Origin of the sequence: Blastococcus saxobsidens, from assembly GCF_002938435.1 — a bacterium.
Classification (GTDB): Bacteria; Actinomycetota; Actinomycetes; order Mycobacteriales; family Geodermatophilaceae; genus Blastococcus; species Blastococcus saxobsidens.
This window is the reverse complement of record NZ_POQT01000025.1, coordinates 26,565-42,799: the sequence shown is the minus strand read 5'-3', so window position 1 is coordinate 42,799 and position 16,235 is coordinate 26,565. Positions and strand designations below refer to the sequence as shown.

13 protein-coding genes and 1 pseudogene are annotated in these 16,235 nt (G+C 72.6%); 3 read left to right on the top strand and 11 right to left on the bottom strand.

The features are described from left to right. Window positions 1-114: 114 nt before the first annotated feature. From C5507_RS14935 to C5507_RS23620, 3 genes and pseudogenes are all read right to left on the bottom strand, one after another. Window positions 115-1,152 (bottom strand): 4Fe-4S dicluster domain-containing protein, encoded by a 1,038-nt coding sequence (locus C5507_RS14935; protein WP_104529310.1) that lies wholly within the window; start codon window positions 1,150-1,152, stop codon window positions 115-117. Beyond that, a pseudogene (gene fdh / locus C5507_RS14930) lies at window positions 1,149-3,869 on the bottom strand (formate dehydrogenase); the annotation flags it as partial. The pseudogene fdh and the gene C5507_RS14935, both read right to left, overlap by 4 nt. A 12-nt stretch (window positions 3,870-3,881) precedes the next feature. Next, the gene (locus C5507_RS23620; RefSeq protein ID WP_104529308.1) at window positions 3,882-4,442 is read right to left on the bottom strand and encodes a molybdopterin-binding domain-containing protein; all 561 of its coding nucleotides are present in this window, start codon (window positions 4,440-4,442) and stop codon (window positions 3,882-3,884) included. Window positions 4,443-4,623: 181 nt separating this feature from the next. Between C5507_RS23620 and C5507_RS14920 the strand changes: the two genes are divergently transcribed. Next, the gene (locus tag C5507_RS14920; protein WP_165400443.1) at window positions 4,624-6,093 is read left to right on the top strand and encodes a phytoene desaturase family protein; all 1,470 of its coding nucleotides are present in this window, start codon (window positions 4,624-4,626) and stop codon (window positions 6,091-6,093) included. 6 nt (window positions 6,094-6,099) lie between these two features. On the opposite strand, the gene C5507_RS14915 is transcribed toward C5507_RS14920, so the two are convergent. The 8 genes from C5507_RS14915 to C5507_RS14885 form a co-directional block, all read right to left on the bottom strand. Continuing rightward, the gene (locus tag C5507_RS14915; protein ID WP_158657618.1) at window positions 6,100-7,038 is read right to left on the bottom strand and encodes a cytochrome c oxidase assembly protein; all 939 of its coding nucleotides are present in this window, start codon (window positions 7,036-7,038) and stop codon (window positions 6,100-6,102) included. Further along, the gene (locus C5507_RS22385; RefSeq protein WP_158657617.1) at window positions 7,035-7,505 is read right to left on the bottom strand and encodes a hypothetical protein; all 471 of its coding nucleotides are present in this window, start codon (window positions 7,503-7,505) and stop codon (window positions 7,035-7,037) included. The genes C5507_RS14915 and C5507_RS22385 overlap by 4 nt, the downstream gene beginning before the upstream one ends. Continuing rightward, on the bottom strand, window positions 7,502-10,075 hold the full coding sequence (locus C5507_RS14910) for a cbb3-type cytochrome c oxidase subunit I (protein ID WP_130504208.1): 2,574 nt from the start codon (window positions 10,073-10,075) through the stop codon (window positions 7,502-7,504). Before C5507_RS14910 ends, C5507_RS22385 begins: the two co-directional genes overlap by 4 nt. After that, entirely contained in the window at window positions 10,054-10,680 is a 627-nt protein-coding gene (coxB, locus tag C5507_RS14905; protein ID WP_104529304.1) for a cytochrome c oxidase subunit II, read from the bottom strand. Before coxB ends, C5507_RS14910 begins: the two co-directional genes overlap by 22 nt. A 255-nt stretch (window positions 10,681-10,935) precedes the next feature. Beyond that, entirely contained in the window at window positions 10,936-11,424 is a 489-nt protein-coding gene (locus tag C5507_RS14900; protein ID WP_158657616.1) for an ATP-binding cassette domain-containing protein, read from the bottom strand. A gap of 138 nt (window positions 11,425-11,562) precedes the next feature. Continuing rightward, window positions 11,563-12,087 carry a hypothetical protein gene (locus C5507_RS14895; RefSeq protein WP_104529303.1) on the bottom strand — a complete coding sequence of 175 codons (525 nt, stop codon included), beginning with the start codon at window positions 12,085-12,087 and terminating at the stop codon, window positions 11,563-11,565. Next, on the bottom strand, window positions 12,084-12,671 hold the full coding sequence (locus C5507_RS14890) for a hypothetical protein (protein ID WP_104529302.1): 588 nt from the start codon (window positions 12,669-12,671) through the stop codon (window positions 12,084-12,086). The genes C5507_RS14895 and C5507_RS14890 overlap by 4 nt, the downstream gene beginning before the upstream one ends. A gap of 38 nt (window positions 12,672-12,709) precedes the next feature. Continuing rightward, window positions 12,710-13,177: a PPOX class F420-dependent oxidoreductase gene (locus tag C5507_RS14885; RefSeq protein ID WP_104529301.1), complete on the bottom strand. Its 468-nt coding sequence runs from the start codon at window positions 13,175-13,177 to the stop codon at window positions 12,710-12,712. Window positions 13,178-13,346: 169 nt separating this feature from the next. On the opposite strand from C5507_RS14885, the gene C5507_RS14880 reads away from it, so the two are divergent. Then, window positions 13,347-14,549: an AI-2E family transporter gene (locus tag C5507_RS14880; RefSeq protein WP_242611051.1), complete on the top strand. Its 1,203-nt coding sequence runs from the start codon at window positions 13,347-13,349 to the stop codon at window positions 14,547-14,549. Between the two features lie 92 nt (window positions 14,550-14,641). Further along, the gene (locus tag C5507_RS14875) at window positions 14,642-15,595 is read left to right on the top strand and encodes a proteasome assembly chaperone family protein (protein ID WP_104529299.1); all 954 of its coding nucleotides are present in this window, start codon (window positions 14,642-14,644) and stop codon (window positions 15,593-15,595) included. The last annotated feature ends 640 nt before the right edge of the window (window positions 15,596-16,235 follow it).

Below are 16,235 nucleotides of genomic sequence, written 5' to 3'. Positions count from 1 at the left end.
TCTCCCCGCGGCCTCCTCGGCGACGCCGTTGCTCACGGTCCTGGGCCGGCGGACCGTCGGCCCGCCGCCATCCGGCACCCGGTACCCCTACGTCCTCCGGCACTCCCCCCGCGGTCACCGACGCCGTCCCACGAAGGCCGAGGCGATCAACCCGAGCACCATCGCCGCACCTGCCCCGACGGACCTCCACATGGCCGGCAGGTCCCGGGTGGTGACCACCGGGTCCGGCGGCAGGCCGTAGACCTCCGGCTCGTCCAGCAGCAGGAAGAACGCGCCCGCCCCGCCGACCCCGTCGGTCTCGTCCCGCCCGTAGAGACGGGCGCCCTCGACCCCCTTCTCCTGCAGCGCGGCCAGCCGCTGGTCGGCGCGGGCCTGCAACGCATCGAGATCGCCGAACTGGATCGACTCGGTGGGGCAGGCCGATGCGCAGGCCGGCTGGAGCCCGTCGGTCAGCCGGTCGTAGCAGAGGGTGCACTTGAACACCCGGCCGTCGTCCTGGCGCTGGTCGATCACCCCGTACGGGCAGGCGGGCACGCAGTAGCCGCAGCCGTTGCAGATGTCCTCCTGCACGACCACGGTGCCGAACTCCGTGCGGAACAGCGACCCGGTCGGGCAGACGTCGAGGCAGGCCGCATGGGTGCAGTGCTTGCAGACGTCGGACGACATCAGCCAGCGGATCTCGCGGTCCCCCGAAGCGGTCTGCGACGGCGCCGACTGCTCCGCCGTCGTCGCCGATGCGGGCACCTGCGGGTGCACGACGGGCGGATCCTCGAGCGGCCGCTGCCCGTCGGCGGCGCCCGGAGGTCCGACCGTGGGCATCGGCAGGTCCACCGCACGGCTCTGCTCGACGAAGGCCACGTGCCGCCAGCTGTTCGCCCCCAGCATCCCGGTGTTGTCGTAGGACGCCCCGGTCAGGCCCAAGGCGTCGACCGTGCCCTCCGCGTCGTCCATCGGCAGGAGGTTCCACTCCTTGCAGGCGACCTCGCAGGCCTTGCAGCCGATGCACACCGAGGTGTCGGTGAAGAAGCCGACCCGGGCGGGGTGGTCGTCGGCGTAGCCACGGTCGCCGGTGACGTCGGGAACCGGGCCGAACAGCCGGTTCCCTCGATCCTGGCCCCTGAAGGCGGCGCTCGCCGAGCTGATGGCGGTCATGATCGCTCCTCGATGGGCGCGCGCCCGTTGCGTCCCAGCAGCCCGGTCTCGACCCCCGCACGACGGCGGTAGCCCTCCACGAAATCCACCAGCGCGGGACCCCGCGGCCGCCGGCCGGGCCGGATGTCGCAGGTGGCGACCTTGGACTCCTGGATGTGCACGTTCGGGTCCATCACCACCCCGAGCAGGTCGTTGGCCGAGTCGCCGGTCGTGATGCCGTTCCTGCCCCAGTGGTAAGGGAGGCCGATCTGGTGCACCTCCCTACCGGCGACCCGTAGCGGCCGCATCCGCTCGGTGACCAGGACCCGCGCCTCGATGGCGCTGCGCGTGCTCACCAGCGTCGCCCAGCCCAGGTGCTCCAGCCCCCGCTCCGCGGCCAGCTGGGGGCTCACCTCGCAGAAGAACTCCGGCTGCAGCTCGGCCAGGTACTCCAGGGTCCGGCTCATTCCGCCGGCGGTGTGGTGCTCGGTCAGCCGGTAGGTGGTGACGACGAACGGGAACGCGTCGCTCATCGCGGGGTTGGCCCGGTTCCAGGCGCCCCGGAGCTCCTTGCGCGACGGGTTCGCCTGCCGGGAGTACAGCGGGTTCGGCACCGGCGACTCGGCCGGCTCGTAGTGGGTCGGCATCGGCCCGTCGGCCAGGCCCGCCGGCACGAACAGCCAGGCCTTGCCGTCGCCCTGCATGATGAACGGGTCGGTGCCACCGAGGGCGTCCTCGGCCTCGGCGCCCTCCGGCGGCACGTGGTCCGGCCGCTTGGTGGCCTGGAAGTCCGGGACGTCGGGGCCGCTCCACCTGCCGGCGTCCTCGTCCCAGTAGACGTACTTCTTCCGCTCGCTCCACGGCTTGCCGTCCGGGTCGGCGGAGGCCCGGTTGTACAGGATCCGCCGGTTCATGGGCCACGCCCAGCCCCACTCCGCCGCGACGAGGTCCTGCTCGGTGTGCGGCTTCTTGCGGTTGGCCTGGTTCACCTCGTCGGCGAAGACCCCGGAGTAGATCCAGCAGCCGCAGCTGGTCGAGCCGTCGTCCTGCAATGCGGTGTAGCCGTCCACCGCCGTGCCGTCCGGTCCGGTGCCGCTGATCTCGCGCAGCACGCCGTGCGCGCTGGGCTCGTCGACCGGTCCGTGCGTCGGGTAGTCCCAGGTGAGGTCCAGGACCGGCCGGTCCCGCGGGTCGGTGGACCCGGCGAGCTTCTCCCGGATCATGCGGCCCAGGTGGAAGTAGAACCACAGGTCGCTCCGGCAGTCGCCGGGAGGCTCCACCGCCTGGGAGTGCCACTGCAGGAGCCGCTGGGTGTTGGTGAACGAACCGTCCTTCTCCACGTGCGCCGCGGCCGGGAGGAAGAAGACCTCGGTGCCGATCTCCTCGGTCGCCAGCTCACCGGTCTCGATCTCCGGGGCGTTCGCCCAGAAGGTGGCCGACTCGATCAGCTGCAGGTCCCGGACGACGAGCCACTCGAGGTTGGCCAGCCCGAGCCGGGCCATCTTGGCGTTGGCGTGCCCGACCGCCGGGTTCTCCCCGACGAGGAAGTAGCCGGGGACGGTGCCCTGGATCTGCTGGGCGACCGTCTGGTACGAGCTGTGGTCGCCGGTCAGCCGCGGCAGGTAGTCGAAGCAGAAGTCGTTGCCCGGCTGCGCGGCCTCGCCCCACCAGGCCTTCAGCAAGCTGACCGCGTACTTCTTCATGTTGCCCCAGTAGCCGACGGAGCCGGCCGCCTCGGCGACGAAGTCGTCGAGGCTCGCGTCCTCCCGGGCCGAGGGCATCGGGATGTAACCGGGGAGGATGTTGTACAGCGTCGGGATGTCGGTCGACCCCTGGATGCTGGCGTGCCCGCGCAGCGCCAGGATGCCGCCGCCGGGCCGGCCCATGTTGCCCAGCAGCGCCTGCAGGACACTGGCGGCCCGGATGTACTGGACCCCCACGGTGTGGTGGGTCCAGCCCACCGAGTAGACGAAGGCGCTGGTCCGTTCGCGGCCGGAGTTGCTGGTGAGCGCTTCGGCCACCTTCAGGAACAGCTGCGGCTCCACGCCGCACACCTCGTGCACCATCTCCGGGGTGTAGCGGGCGTAGTGCCGCTTGAGCACCTGGAAGACGCAGCGCGGGTGCTGCAGCGTCTCGTCGCGACGGGGCTTCCCGCCGACCGGAGGGCCGCCGCTGCCGGACTGTTCCGAGGCGCCCTGCTCGTGCTCCTCCGCATCCGAGTCCTCGCCGGACTCGGCACCGACCGAGGCGCCGGAGGCCCCCGGCTTGGGCGACTGGCGCTGGCCGGCCGCAGCGGTGACCTCGACCCCCTCGTACTGCCAGGTGGTCTCGTCGTACTGCCCCTTCTCCGGGTCGTAGCCGGAGAACAGGCCGTCGAGGTCCTCGGTGTCCTGGAAATCCTCCCGCAGGATCGCGGCCGCGTTGGTGTAGGCGACGACGTACTCGCGGAACTCCTTCTCGTGCTGCAGGACGTAGTTGATCAGGCCACCGAGGAAGGCGATGTCGCTCCCCGCGCGCAGCGGCACGTGCAGGTCGGCCAGCGCGCTGGTGCGGGTGAACCGGGGATCGACGTGGATGACCGTGGCACCCCGCGCCTTGGCTTCCATGACCCACTGGAAGCCCACCGGGTGGGCCTCGGCCATGTTCGAGCCCTCGATGATGATGCAATCGGAGTTCGCGAGGTCCTGCTGGAACGTCGTGGCGCCGCCACGACCGAACGAGGTCCCCAGACCGGGGACCGTCGAGGAGTGCTATATGCGCGCCTGGTTCTCGACCTGGACCGCGCCCAGGGCCGTGTAGAGCTTCTTCATGAGGTAGTTCTCCTCGTTGTCGAGGGTCGCCCCTCCGAGGCTCGCTATCCCCATCGTGCGGTTGACCCGCTTGCCGTCGACCTCGTCCTGCCAGGTTTCCCGACGGGTTGTGATCACGCGGTCGGCGATCATGCCCATCGCCGTGTCGAGGTCGAGGTCCTCCCACTCCGTCCCGTGGGGACGGCGGTACTTCACCTTCGTCTGGCGGGTCCCGCTGGTGACCAGACTCTTGCTCGCCGCGCCCTTGGGGCACAGCCGCCCCCGGCTGATGGGCGAGTCCGGGTCGCCCTCGATCTGCACGACCTGCTCGTCCTCGACGAATACCCGCTGCGAGCAACCGACGGCGCAGTAGGGGCAGATGCTCTGCACGACCCGGTCGGCGGTCGCCGTCCGCGGGATCAGGGTGTCGGTCCGCTTGCTGCGAACCGCCTCACCACGCCCCGACGGGTCGGATCCGGTGAGCTGCCGGAACACCGGCCATGCATCCAGCCAGGTTTTCATGAAGCCCTCCCGTGGCACTCGTGCCCGTGGACGGCGGACGGTAGGCGCCTACCGGCGCGGTCCCGGCCGGAGCGGTCCGCCGTTGACCCGACGTCGTCGACCGTAGCCACGGCCCGGGCCGCCCGCACCTCCTCAGCCCGCCCGGTGGCCGGCCGAGTGTCGAACGCCGAGCATGGGGCGGATGAACGGGAAGCCTGATGCCGTCGTCGTCGGAGCCGGGCCGAACGGCCTGGCGGCGGCCCTGCGCCTGGCGGCCGCCGGGCTGCGGGTCCAGGTCGTCGAGCGGAACGCGCAGGCCGGCGGTGGGATCCGGACCGCCGAGCTGACCCGGCCGGGCTTCGCCCACGACGTCTGCGCGGCGGTGCACCCGATGGCCGCCGCGGCCCCGTTCTTCCGTGAGTTCGACCTCGCGAGCCGCGGAGTGCGCCTCCTCCACCCGGACATCCCCTACGCCCACCCGCTCGACGGCGGGCGGGCCGCCGTCGCCCACCGGTCGTTGGCCGAGACCGCCGAGGGCCTCGGCCGGGACGCGCCGGCCTACCGCCGGCTGATGGGACCGCTGGTCGAGTCCGGGGAAGCCGTCGTCGACTACATCCTGGGCAGCGCCTTCCGCCGACTGCCCACACGGGCCGTCCCGGCACTGGCCTCCTTCGCCGTGAACGGGCTGCCGGACATCGGCTGGCTGACGCGCCGCTGGTTCTCGACCGACGGACCCCGGGCCTTGCTCGCCGGCGCCGCCGCCCACGGGATGCTGGAGCTGACCCGGCCGATCACCGGCGGCCTGGGGCTGCTGCTGGGCATGCTCGCCCACCACAGCGGCTGGCCGCTGGTCGAGGGCGGGTCGCAGCGGATGGCCGATGCGATGGTGACCGCCCTGGAGGAGCAGGGCGGCGAGGTGGTCACCGGGCACGAGGTCACCGACCTGCGCGAGTTCGACGGCATGCCCGCCGTCCTGCTCGACACCTCACCGGCGGGCTTCGTCCGGATGGCCGGCGACCGGGTGCACGGGGGCTACCGGCGGTGGGTCGGCCGCTACCGGCACGGACCCGGTGTGTTCAAGGTCGACTGGGCACTGTCCGAACCGGTGCCCTGGACCAACCCCCAGGTCCGCCGCGCCGGCACCGTGCACCTGGCCGGCACGCTGGACGAGACCGTCACCGCCGAGTCCGCTCCGGCAGCCGGCCGGCATCCCGAGCGACCTTTCGTGCTCGTCGTCCAGCCCACCGTGGTGGACCCGGCCCGGGCGCCGTCCGGCCGGCACGTGCTCTGGGCGTACGTCCACGTCCCGCACGGTTCCACCGTCGACATGACCGGCCGGATCGAGACTCAGATCGAACGGTTCGCCCCCGGCTTCCGGGACACGGTCCTCGACCGGCACACGATGAACGCACCCCAGCTCGAGGCGTACAACCCGAACGACGTCGGCGGCGACATCTCCAACGGGGAGGCCTCGCTGTGGCAGATGCTCGCCCGCCCGGTGCCGCGGTGGAATCCCTACAAGACGCCCGTCCGCGGCACCTACCTGGCCTCCGCGGCGACCCCGCCGGGGCCTGCGGTGCACGGGATGTGCGGGGACAACGCCGCGCGGGTGGCGCTGCGCGAGGTCTTCGGCGTCCGTGAAGCGCCGACGCTGCGCCCGGCTCGCACCTGACCGCCGTCACCCCCCGTGGGGTCTCCCAGGGACATCGTCGCCGTTCCGGTCCGCTGGTCGGCCGGCCGTCGCGGTGACCAGCCCGGTGGCCACGGGCGTGGCGGCGGCCTCGCCGTCCTCGGTTCCGCGGATCCACGTGATGAGCAGGCCGAGCGCGACCGTGACGTGCACGAGTCCGGCCGGAACCCACATGAGAGCACCGGCCAGCTGCTGGTCAGCCAGTGGTTCGAGGCCCCACACCTGGGTCGTGGTCGCGTAGCCGGAGTACCACGGGGTCTGGGCGAACGTGAGCAGCAGCGAGAGCAGCGCGCTGGACATCGACATCCCGAAGACGAGGAGGACACCGAGGCCCGCCGGGACCCGCGCCGCGCGGACGCCGAGAACGGTGCGCCAGAACAGCACGCCGGTGAGCAAGAACGTGGCGTGCTCGAGGGCGTGGACGAGGGGGTGCTCCACGGCGGCGTCGTACAGCACGGCGGCATGCCACGCCCAGAACGTCCCCACGTGCAGCAGCCACGCCATCCCCGGGTGGCGCAACGCGTGCGCGACAGGGGCCAGCCGCCGCCACGGGGTCATCGCGCGGCGCACGACCGACGGGCTGCCGCGCAGCAACCTGGCCGCGGGCACGCTCAGCACGAGCAGTGGAGCGGCGACCAGGGTGAGCAGCAGGTGCTGCACCATGTGGGCGGACGCCAGCGCATCGGACAGCGCGTCCAGCGGCGAGAGCACGGCAACAGCGACGGCGAGCAGCCCGCCGGCGAAGCACCGGGCCCGCCACTTCTCGGCGACGCGGCCCCGACCGCGGCTGCGGCCCCGCAGGTACGCCGCGGCCGCCAGCAGCAGCCCGCAGAGGATCAGCGGGTCGGCGTTCCAGGCCGTCCACAGCTCGTGCGGCGTCAGGCCGGCGCCCTCGTGGGCGAGCACCGCCTCGATCGGACGAGTCACGCACAGGCCTGCAGGAACAGCGCCGGCAGGCCGACGAGGAGCACGGTGGCCAGCCCCAGCAGCGACAGCAGGAAGCCGCCGAAGGCCAGCGGCCGCCGGTCGACGAGTTCTTCCGTGCCGGCGTCCGGGCGCACCCGGCCGATCGCCCGCCACCGGGCGTAGCCCCACCACGCCGTCGCCACGCAGGCGAGCGCGGCCACCACGGTCGTCACGAGCGTGACGACGGTCGGTACCGGCGGGTCGAAGGCGTCCAGCCCTGGTCCGTCGCCGGTGCAGCCGGCCTCCACCACCAGGTAGACCAGCAGGAAGTGGACGGAGCTGATCACCGGGCCGGCGAGGAGGACGACGACCGCCGTGACCGCGCGGGTGTCGACCGAGACGTCGACCGGAGCGGGCGTGCCGCCGCCGGCCGTGGCCGTCTCCTCGGGCGGAAGAGGACGGGGGGTCGCGGGGTCCGGGGCGCTCATGTCAGCACCGGCCCGAGGTAGAGGGTGGCGAAGCCCAGGACCCAGATGACGGCCACCGCCACCCAGAAGCGGGCCACGTTCGCGATCGGGGCGTAGCGGCGGTACGTGTACGTCCCCCGGGACGCCCAGAACACGACCATCGCCAGCATGATGAGCGCAGCCGTCGCGACCACGAGCACGAAACCGGCGAGGGTGTAGAAGATCGAGCCGTAGGCGTGCGCCGTCCACCCCACGTCGAGCCGCACCAGGTCGGCGACCTGGACCGCCATCCCGCTCCCGGCCAGCAGCAGGGCGGCGTACAACCCGCCCCGGAAGCCCCGCATGTCGCCCTGGGCGATCTGCCGGTGCGCGAACGGCACGCCCGCCGCACCGAGGACGACGAGCGCCGCAGCGACGGCCGCCAGGCCCAGCGGCGGATCGCTGACGCCCACCGCCGGCCACTGCGGGTTCTCCAGCCGCAGGTAGAAGTAGCTGAGCAGCAGGGCGGAGAAGGCGACGGCGACGAAGAGGATGGCGAGCAGGGTCCCCGTCCGGGCGACGATCACGCTGCCGTGGGCGTTGACCGGGACGCCGTACTCCCGCTCGAACTCGTCCTCCTCGTCCGGGGTCATCGGCGGAGGTTGTGGCCAGTTCCAGGCGATGACGCTGGCGATGATGATCACCGCACCGACGGCTGCGCCCCACCGGATCTTGACCAGCTCGGCCAGGAAGATCAGCACCACGCCACCTGCGGTGGTCAGCGGCCAGATCGAGGGGTTCGAGACGCGGAAGACCTCCACGGGACGTCCGTCCGCCGTCCCCACGACCACCGCCGCCCGCCACTTCAGCGGCCACTGCCCGAGCCCGCGCACGAAGTGCATCAGCTGCGGGTCGCCCCGGTCGAGCCGCTCCTGGTCCCACAGCGGGTGCCGGCTGCGCACGATGGGCGGCTGGGTCCAGCTGTGCTGCTTGGGCGGCGACGGCAGCGCCCACTCCAGGGTGTCGGCGCCCCACGGGTTGGCATCGGCCCGTTCCCCGCGCCGGATCGTGCGAACGACGTTCCACACGAAGATCCCGATGCCGGGCACGATGATGAGCACCCCGATCGTCGAGATCAGGTTGTAGATGTCCCAGCCCTGACCGGACTCGTAGGTCCAGACCCGGCGCGGCATCCCCATCAGACCGACCTGGTGCATGGGGAGGAAGGCGACGTTCACGCCGATGAACAGCAGCCAGAAGTTCCACTTGCCCAGCCGCTCGTCCAGCAGCTTGCCGGTGAACTTGGGGAACCAGTAGTAGACGCCGGCGAAGATCGGGAAGGCGACGCCGCCGATGAGCACGTAGTGCAGGTGCGCGACCACGAAGTACGTGTCGTGCGCCTGCAGGTCGAAGGGCACGGAGGCCACCATCACGCCGGTGATGCCACCGATCACGAAGATGATCAGGAAGCCGATGACGAACAGGAACGGTGTCTTCCACACCGGCCGGCCGGCCCAGATGGTGGCCAGCCAGGAGAAGATCTGGACACCCGCGGGGATGGAGATCGCCATGCTGGCGGCGGCGAAGAAGCTGAGCACCAGCGGGGGCAGCCCGACGGCGAACATGTGGTGCGCCCACAGCGCGAACGAGAGGAACCCGATGCCGACCAGCGAGGCGACGAACCAGAGGTAGCCGACCGGCCGATGGCGGACGAAGACGGGGACGATCATCGCCACGACGCCGACCGCGGGGATGAACTGGATGTAGACCTCGGGGTGCCCGAAGATCCAGAAAAGGTGCTGCCAGAGCAGCGAGCTGCCGCCCAGTTCGGGATCGAAGAACTGGGTGCCGAAGCCTCGATCCAGTTCCAGCAGCAAGCTGCCGATGATCAGCGGCGTGAAGGCGAAGAGGATCATGAACGCCATCACCAGGAACGCCCACGCGAACAGCGGCATCCGGGTGAGCGTCATCCCGGGCGCGCGCATCTTCAGGATGCCGATGATGATCTCGACGCCGGCGGCGATGGCACCGACCTCCGCGACACCGAGCCCGAGGATCCAGAAGTCCACCGCGAGGTCCGGGGAGTACTCCGGTCCCGAGAGCGGCACGTAGGCGAACCAGCCGACGTCGGGCACCAGCTGGAACAGCGCGCTGCTGTAGTAGAGCAGCCCGCCGAACAGGAAGGTCCAGTACGAGAAGGCGCCGAGGCGCGGGAACGGCATCTCCCGGCTGCCCAGCATGGAGGGCAGGATGAGGATCGCGAAGCCCTCGAAGATCGGCAGGATGACGAGGAACATCGTCACCGAGCCGTGGTTGGTGAACAGCTCGTTGTAGAACTGCGGGCTGACCAGCTCCTGCTCGGGAAAGGCCAGCTGCAGGCGCATCACCAGCGAGTCGAAGCTGCCTCCGAGCAGGAGGAAGAAGAAGCCGGTCAGCACCAACCGCTTGCCGACCAAACCGTTCTGGACGCCGGTCAGCTGGCCGCGCAGACCGGGCGGGTCGTCCCAGAGGCGGTCCAGCTCCTCGGCCGTCCCCTGGTCGCTGACCTCGGGTGTGTACCTCCCGGGGTCCACCGCCCCCGTGTCGGCGCTCACCGCTGGCTCTCGATCCACGCCGCGAACTCCTCCGGGCTCTCGGCGACGACGCGCACCTGCATCGTCGCGTGCTCCAGCCCGCAGAACTCGGCGCACTGCGCGCCCCACTCCCCCGGCTCGTCGGCCTGCAGCACGAGGACGTTCACGCCGTCGGGCAGCATGTCCATCTTGCCGCCGAGCTCCGGCACCCAGAAGCCGTGGATCACGTCCGCCGACGTCAGGTGGAACTCGACCGGCCGGCCGACGGGGAGGTGCAGCTCGTCCACCGTGGTGACCCCGGCCTCCGGGTAGGCGACCTCGAAGTACCACTGGTGGCCGGTGACCTCGATGACCAGCGCCCCGGGCGGCGCGTCTTCGGCCAGCGTCCGCATCGCGGCGATCGTCGCACCGAACACGACGACCAGGACGATCACCGGTAGCACCACCCCGCCGCCCAGGATCCAGCGCCGCTCCGAGGGCGGCGCCTCCCCTTCGCGTCGTCGCCGGAACAGACCGACCGCCAGCAGGACGGCGAAGAGGACGAAGACGGCTGTACCGAGCCCGAGCATCAGCCACCACGTGTCCGCGATCGACTCCGCTCTCGGGCCCTTCGGATCGAGGCTGCCGCTGCTGGACCCGTTCATCGGCGGCCTGCCCCGTCAGCGGACCGGACGCCGCCGGACGCCGTGGCGCACACCGAGGACGGGCTCGGCCCACGCCGTGCACCGGCCGACCGGACACCGTGCATTCCGCCTCCACCTGTATCGGGGCCGTCCGACCGTATCCGGCGCACGCCGCGCGGGCGACCGATCCGAGCGTCCCGGGCGCCGTCGTCAGCTCCTGAGACCAGGCCCGACTGCACGGAGCCGGGAAGTGGAGCCGACGAGGCCCCCGGGCACTCAGCGACGCCCGCGCCCGACCGAGCTCATCGCCAGGTCCGGTCCACCGGGCGCGCGCCGGCCTCGCCCGGGCGGCCAGCGTGCGTCGAGGAGGTGTGCTCCGGTGCCGGACGAACCCTTCGCCGAGCATGAGCGCACCTGATGGGTGGCGACCAGGACCGTCCCGCCGTCTGCACGGACCGCATCGAGGACGGCCACGAGATCCTCGGTGCCGTGGGGGTCCAGTGCGGCCGTGGGCTCGTCCAGGCAAAGTAGCGCCGGCCGGCAGGCGACCGCCGCGGCCAGCGCGGCACGTACCCGCTCGCCGGCCGACAGGGTCCCGACCCGGCGGTGCGCCAACGCCTGCAGACCGAGCAACTGCACTGCGGCAGTCGCTGTTTCCCGCCGGCCGGTCACCACGGTGAGCGTCCCGGCGGCCAGAGCCAGGTCGAGCGGAGCCCAGACCGGGGAGCCGCGGTGAGTTCGGCTGGCCCGGGTCAGCCGCAGCACAGGTGTCACTGTGGCTGCCGGCGGACCGGCCGGGGCGCGCCGTCCGTCCTCGGTCCCCGGCCGCCCGGTCATGGCCACAGCGCAGGGCGACCGAGCCTGGTCGACACCTTCCGGGAGACGGGCCCGGCCGGCGTTCCGTCAACCGCGCAGCAGCACCGCCACCCCGGCGCACGCCGCGGCCCACAGGCCACTGGCCAGCGTGCCGACGATGAAGCGCTCGGCCGCCGCCGGTGTCCGCAGCTCGGAGAACCGGCCCAGCCCCTTCACGGCGAGGATGACGGCCAGACCTTCCGGCCAGCCCGCCAGGAGGGTGGCCGCGATCGCGCCGCGTTCCAGCACGCCGATCCAGGCGCCGCCGCGGAGGATGTCGGGGTCCTGCGGACCGCCGGACACCCCGGCCGCCGCGGGGTCGGCGGCGTTCAGCACCGACGTCGCGACGGGGCTGCCCCCGGTGATCGCCGCCAGCACCGCCAGCACGACGCCTCCCTGCAGCGCCACTCCCCCGACGCCGTCCTCCGCCCAGGCGAAGGCGGCACCGACGGCCAGGGCCCCGACCAGCGCGAGGGCGCCGATGGACGCCACCGGCCGCTGTTCCCCCCGCACGGTCAGGGCCAGCCCGGCCAGCGCGACCAGGCCCAGCAGCACGAGCGCGGCGGCGGTCATCCGGCCGCCCGGGCGAGCAGGCGGGCAGCGGTGGGCCGCAGCTCGCGTTCCAGCTCCCAGGAGGCGGCGGCGAGCCGCTGACCCACGGCCTGCCGGGAGATGCCGAGCTCGGTCGCGGCCTCGGCCTGCGTCCGGCCACCCTCGATCAGGTCGATCGCCTCCCACGCCTGGTCGCTGCGCCGGCCGAGCAGCACGGCGAGGGCGCTGAGGACGGACTGCGCGTCGGCTGCGTCGGCCGCCGTCGTGCCACGGACCGCCAGGCGCATGGGGCGCTGCTTGGCGGCGTCCACCGCCCGGCGGGCGCAGAGGAAGGCCGGTCCGGTGGCCGCCCGCGTGCTGGGCGGCAACGGGTGCTGGACGGGGCCGGCGCCGATCCCGATGCTCCAGCCACCGAGGCGGACCAGCCGCATCGCGACGTCGACCACGGCCTCGGGTTCACCGAGCACGCCCTGGAACTCGTCGCCGGCGGTGCGCTCGAAGGCGAGCAGCGGGCGGACGCCGACGTCCAGCTCGGCGAGGGCCTCGCCCACGCGGTCGGCACTGCGACGGCTGGCCCGCTGGTCGACGGTGAGTACGTACGGCATCGGGCAAGCCTGACAGCTTTCCCTAGCGAAAGCAAGGCTCAGAGCTTGTCGAGAGCGCCGACCGGGAAACCGCCGGCGGCCACCGGCCCCCAGCCGGTGATCGTGATCCGCAGCAGGGACTTGCCCTGCCGGGTCATCGCGGCGCGGTACTCGTCCCAGTCGGGGTGCTCGCCGCTGATCGACCGGTAGTACTCCACCAGGGGCTCCAGCGCGTCCGGCAGGTCGAGCACCTCCGCCTCCCCGTCCACCTGCACCCACGGCCCGTCCCAGTCGTCGGAGAGGACGCAGAGCGACACCGCGGGGGCCCGCCGGGCGTTGGCCACCTTGGCCCGCTGCGGGTACGTGGAGACGACGACGCGCCCCTCGGCGTCCACGCCGCAGGCCACCGGGGAGAGCTGCGGCGCCCCGTTCCCGCGGCGGGTGACCAGGACGGCCCGGTGCCGGGGCCGCAGGAACTCCAGGAGCGCGTCGCGGTCGACCCGGTCGGCGGTGGCGATCTTCGGCATGCCCTGAACGCTACGACGCGGGTGTGACGATCGTTCCCTGACCGGTCCCCCACGCGGATCTGTGATGGGATCGGCAGCCATGAGGTTGCGCCCGCCCGGTCGGACACCCGCTGCTGCGCACCCGGGGACGGATGCGCAGCCCGGACCGGAGCCCCGCCGCGCCGACGCGGTGCCCGAGACCTCCGCCACCCCGGCTCCCAGCGAGGGGCGCGGCCCGAAGCTGCAGCGCGGGCTGCGCGCGCTGGCCATCACCTCCGCGCAGGTGCTGGTCGTCCTCGCCGCGCTCTACGTGCTCGGCTCCGTGCTCGGCAGGCTCTGGGTCATCCTGCTGCCGATCGTGCTCGGGCTGCTGATCGCCACGGTCCTGTGGCCCGCGACCCGGTTCCTGCGGGCCCACCGCTGGCCGCCGGCGCTGGCCGCGGCGACCGTCCTGCTGACGTTCCTCGCCCTGTTCGGTGGCCTCATCGCGGCCATCGCCCCCTCGGTCGCCAACCAGGTCACCGAGCTGGCCGACCAGGCCACCGCCGGCCTGCAGGACGTGCAGGAGTGGGTGCAGGGGCCACCGCTCAACCTCGGCGAGGACCAGGTCGGCAACGCCGTCGAGTCGGTCATCGACTCCATCCAGGGCAACGCGCAGAACATCGCCGGGTACGCGGTCACCGGCGTCTCCGCCGTCGGCAACGGGCTGGTCACCCTGGTCCTCGCCCTCGTCCTGGTCTTCTTCTTCCTCAAGGACGGGCCGCGCTGGGTGCCGTGGCTGGCCGCGCAGACCGGGCCGAAGGCCGCCCGGCACGTCGCGGCCCTGTCCTACAAGACGTGGGAGACGCTGGGTGAGTTCATCCGGCAGCAGGCCCTCGTCGGTTTCGTCGACGCTCTGTTCATCGGCATCGGGCTGTGGATCCTCGACGTGCCGCTGGTGCTGCCGCTGGCCGTGCTGACCTTCTTCGGCGCGTTCATCCCGATCATCGGTGCGTTCGTCGCCGGCGCGTTCGCCGTCCTGATCGCGCTGGTCGACCAGGGCTTCACCACGGCGCTCATCGTGCTGGCCATCGTGCTGGTGGTGCAGCAGCTCGAGGGCAACGTGCTGCAGCCGATCATCCAGGGGCGCGGCTTCAACCTGCACGCGGCGGTGGTCATCCTCGCGGTGACCGCGGGCAGCAGCCTGGCCGGGATCATCGGCGCCTTCCTCGGCGTCCCCGTCGCCGCGCTGATCGCCGTCGTCTACCGGTACGTGCGTGACGAGCTGGACGGCAAGGCGCCGGAGGTGGCCGACGACGGCACCCGCGCCCGCGTCGACGGCGACGAGTCCGGCACCACCGTCACCCGGGAACAGGTGGCCGCCCCGGCGGGCGAGGAGCGCGGCCGCACCTGAACCCGCCCCACGGGGGACGACGGGAATGCCGGACCGGCACCCGGACGCTGGACCACGTGTCCGGCAGTACCGAGCAACCAGGAGGTCCCCTCGTGGCCCAGCGACCGGAGGAGCTGGTCGAGCTGCTCCCCGCGGCGGAGCCGTTCCTCGCCCGGGAATCAGCCGTCACCGACCCGTCGCAGCGTCGCGGGCTGGTGCTGGTGCACGACCTCGGCGGTGACTTCGACGCCGCATCGGCCGGCAGCCTCGCCGGCGCCCACCTGCTCGCCGCGCTGCCGCACGAGGTGGTCGCCCGCTTCGACGTCGACAGCCTGGTGGACTACCGGGCCCGGCGTCCCCGGATGACCTTCAACAGCGACCACTACGAGGCCTTCGCCGCGCCGGAACTCCAGCTGTACGCCGCGGAGGACGACGCCGGCGAGACGTTCCTGCTGCTGCACGGGACTGAGCCCGACTACGCGTGGGAGCGCTTCGTGGCCGCCGTCGCGCACCTCGTGGACCGGCTCGGCGTCACCTCCGTCGTGGCCCTGCAGGCGATCCCGATGCCGGTGCCGCACACCCGCCCGGTCACCGTCACCGCGCACGCGACCCGCCGCCAGTTGATCGAGCCCTATCCCGTGTACTGGGGCGAGATGCGCATCCCTGGCAGCGTCTCGGCGCTGCTGGAGCTGCGCCTGGGCGAAGCCGGCGTCGACGCGTTGGGCGTGGCCGCGCACGTGCCGCACTACCTGGCGCAGGCCACCTATCCGGCCGCCTCCCTGACGCTGATCGAGCACCTGGAGCGGCTGACCGGGCTGCGCCTGCCGGGTGAGGCCCTGCGCGAGGCCGCCGAGGCCAACCGCACGGAGATCGACGAGCAGATCGCCCGCTCGTCGGACAACACCGCCGTGGTCGCCGCCCTGGAGCAGCAGTACGACTCCTTCACCGCCGCGCGCGAGGGCAGCGACCTGCTCGGCTCCGGCGGCGAGGTGCCCAGCGCCGACGAGATCGGTGCGGAGTTCGAGCGCTTCCTGGCCGACCAGGACCGCCGGCGCCCCGGCGAGTGAACGCGTAGCGCGCACAGCGCCGTGAGCGCCGAGAAGGCGACGACGACCCCGATCAGCGCCTTGCGGCGGCCCACCAGGTCGGTGAGCGTGCCGATGCCCAGCGCGCCGACCATCATGCCGACCAGGCCGATGGTGATCAGGGCGCTGGCACCTCCGGCGTCCAGGTCCCACTCCGCGGACAGCCCGCTGAGCGTGGTCGGGACGACCACGAGGTCGAAACCGTCCAGCAGGACGGCGATCCAGCACAGCGGGGCCACCCAGCCCGCGGCGCGGACGCCGGTGCTCCCGGCGGTGGTGGAGGTGGAGCTCACGTCGGTCCTCTGCGGTTCGGCGATGGTTGCCCCGGAACGGTAGGGCGCCGTCGCCCTCCCGGCCCGGTCGGGCATCCGCTGGGTGGAACGATGGCGGGCCGTGGGCGGGGAGTCCCGGTCACGGCCCGCCGCGTGGTGCGGTGCCGGTCGTCAGCCGGCGGCGTGCTCTGCGCAGGTCAGGCGACGACCACGCGCTCGTCCGGCACGCAGTGCGTCATGACCGGTCGGATTGCGCCGGGGGGCGGCCACGTCGAACAGCGCCGCACTCCTCGCCGCACTCCTCGACGCCCTCCGGCGGCCACCCTGGTGCGCTGCCCCACCCCCGCCCG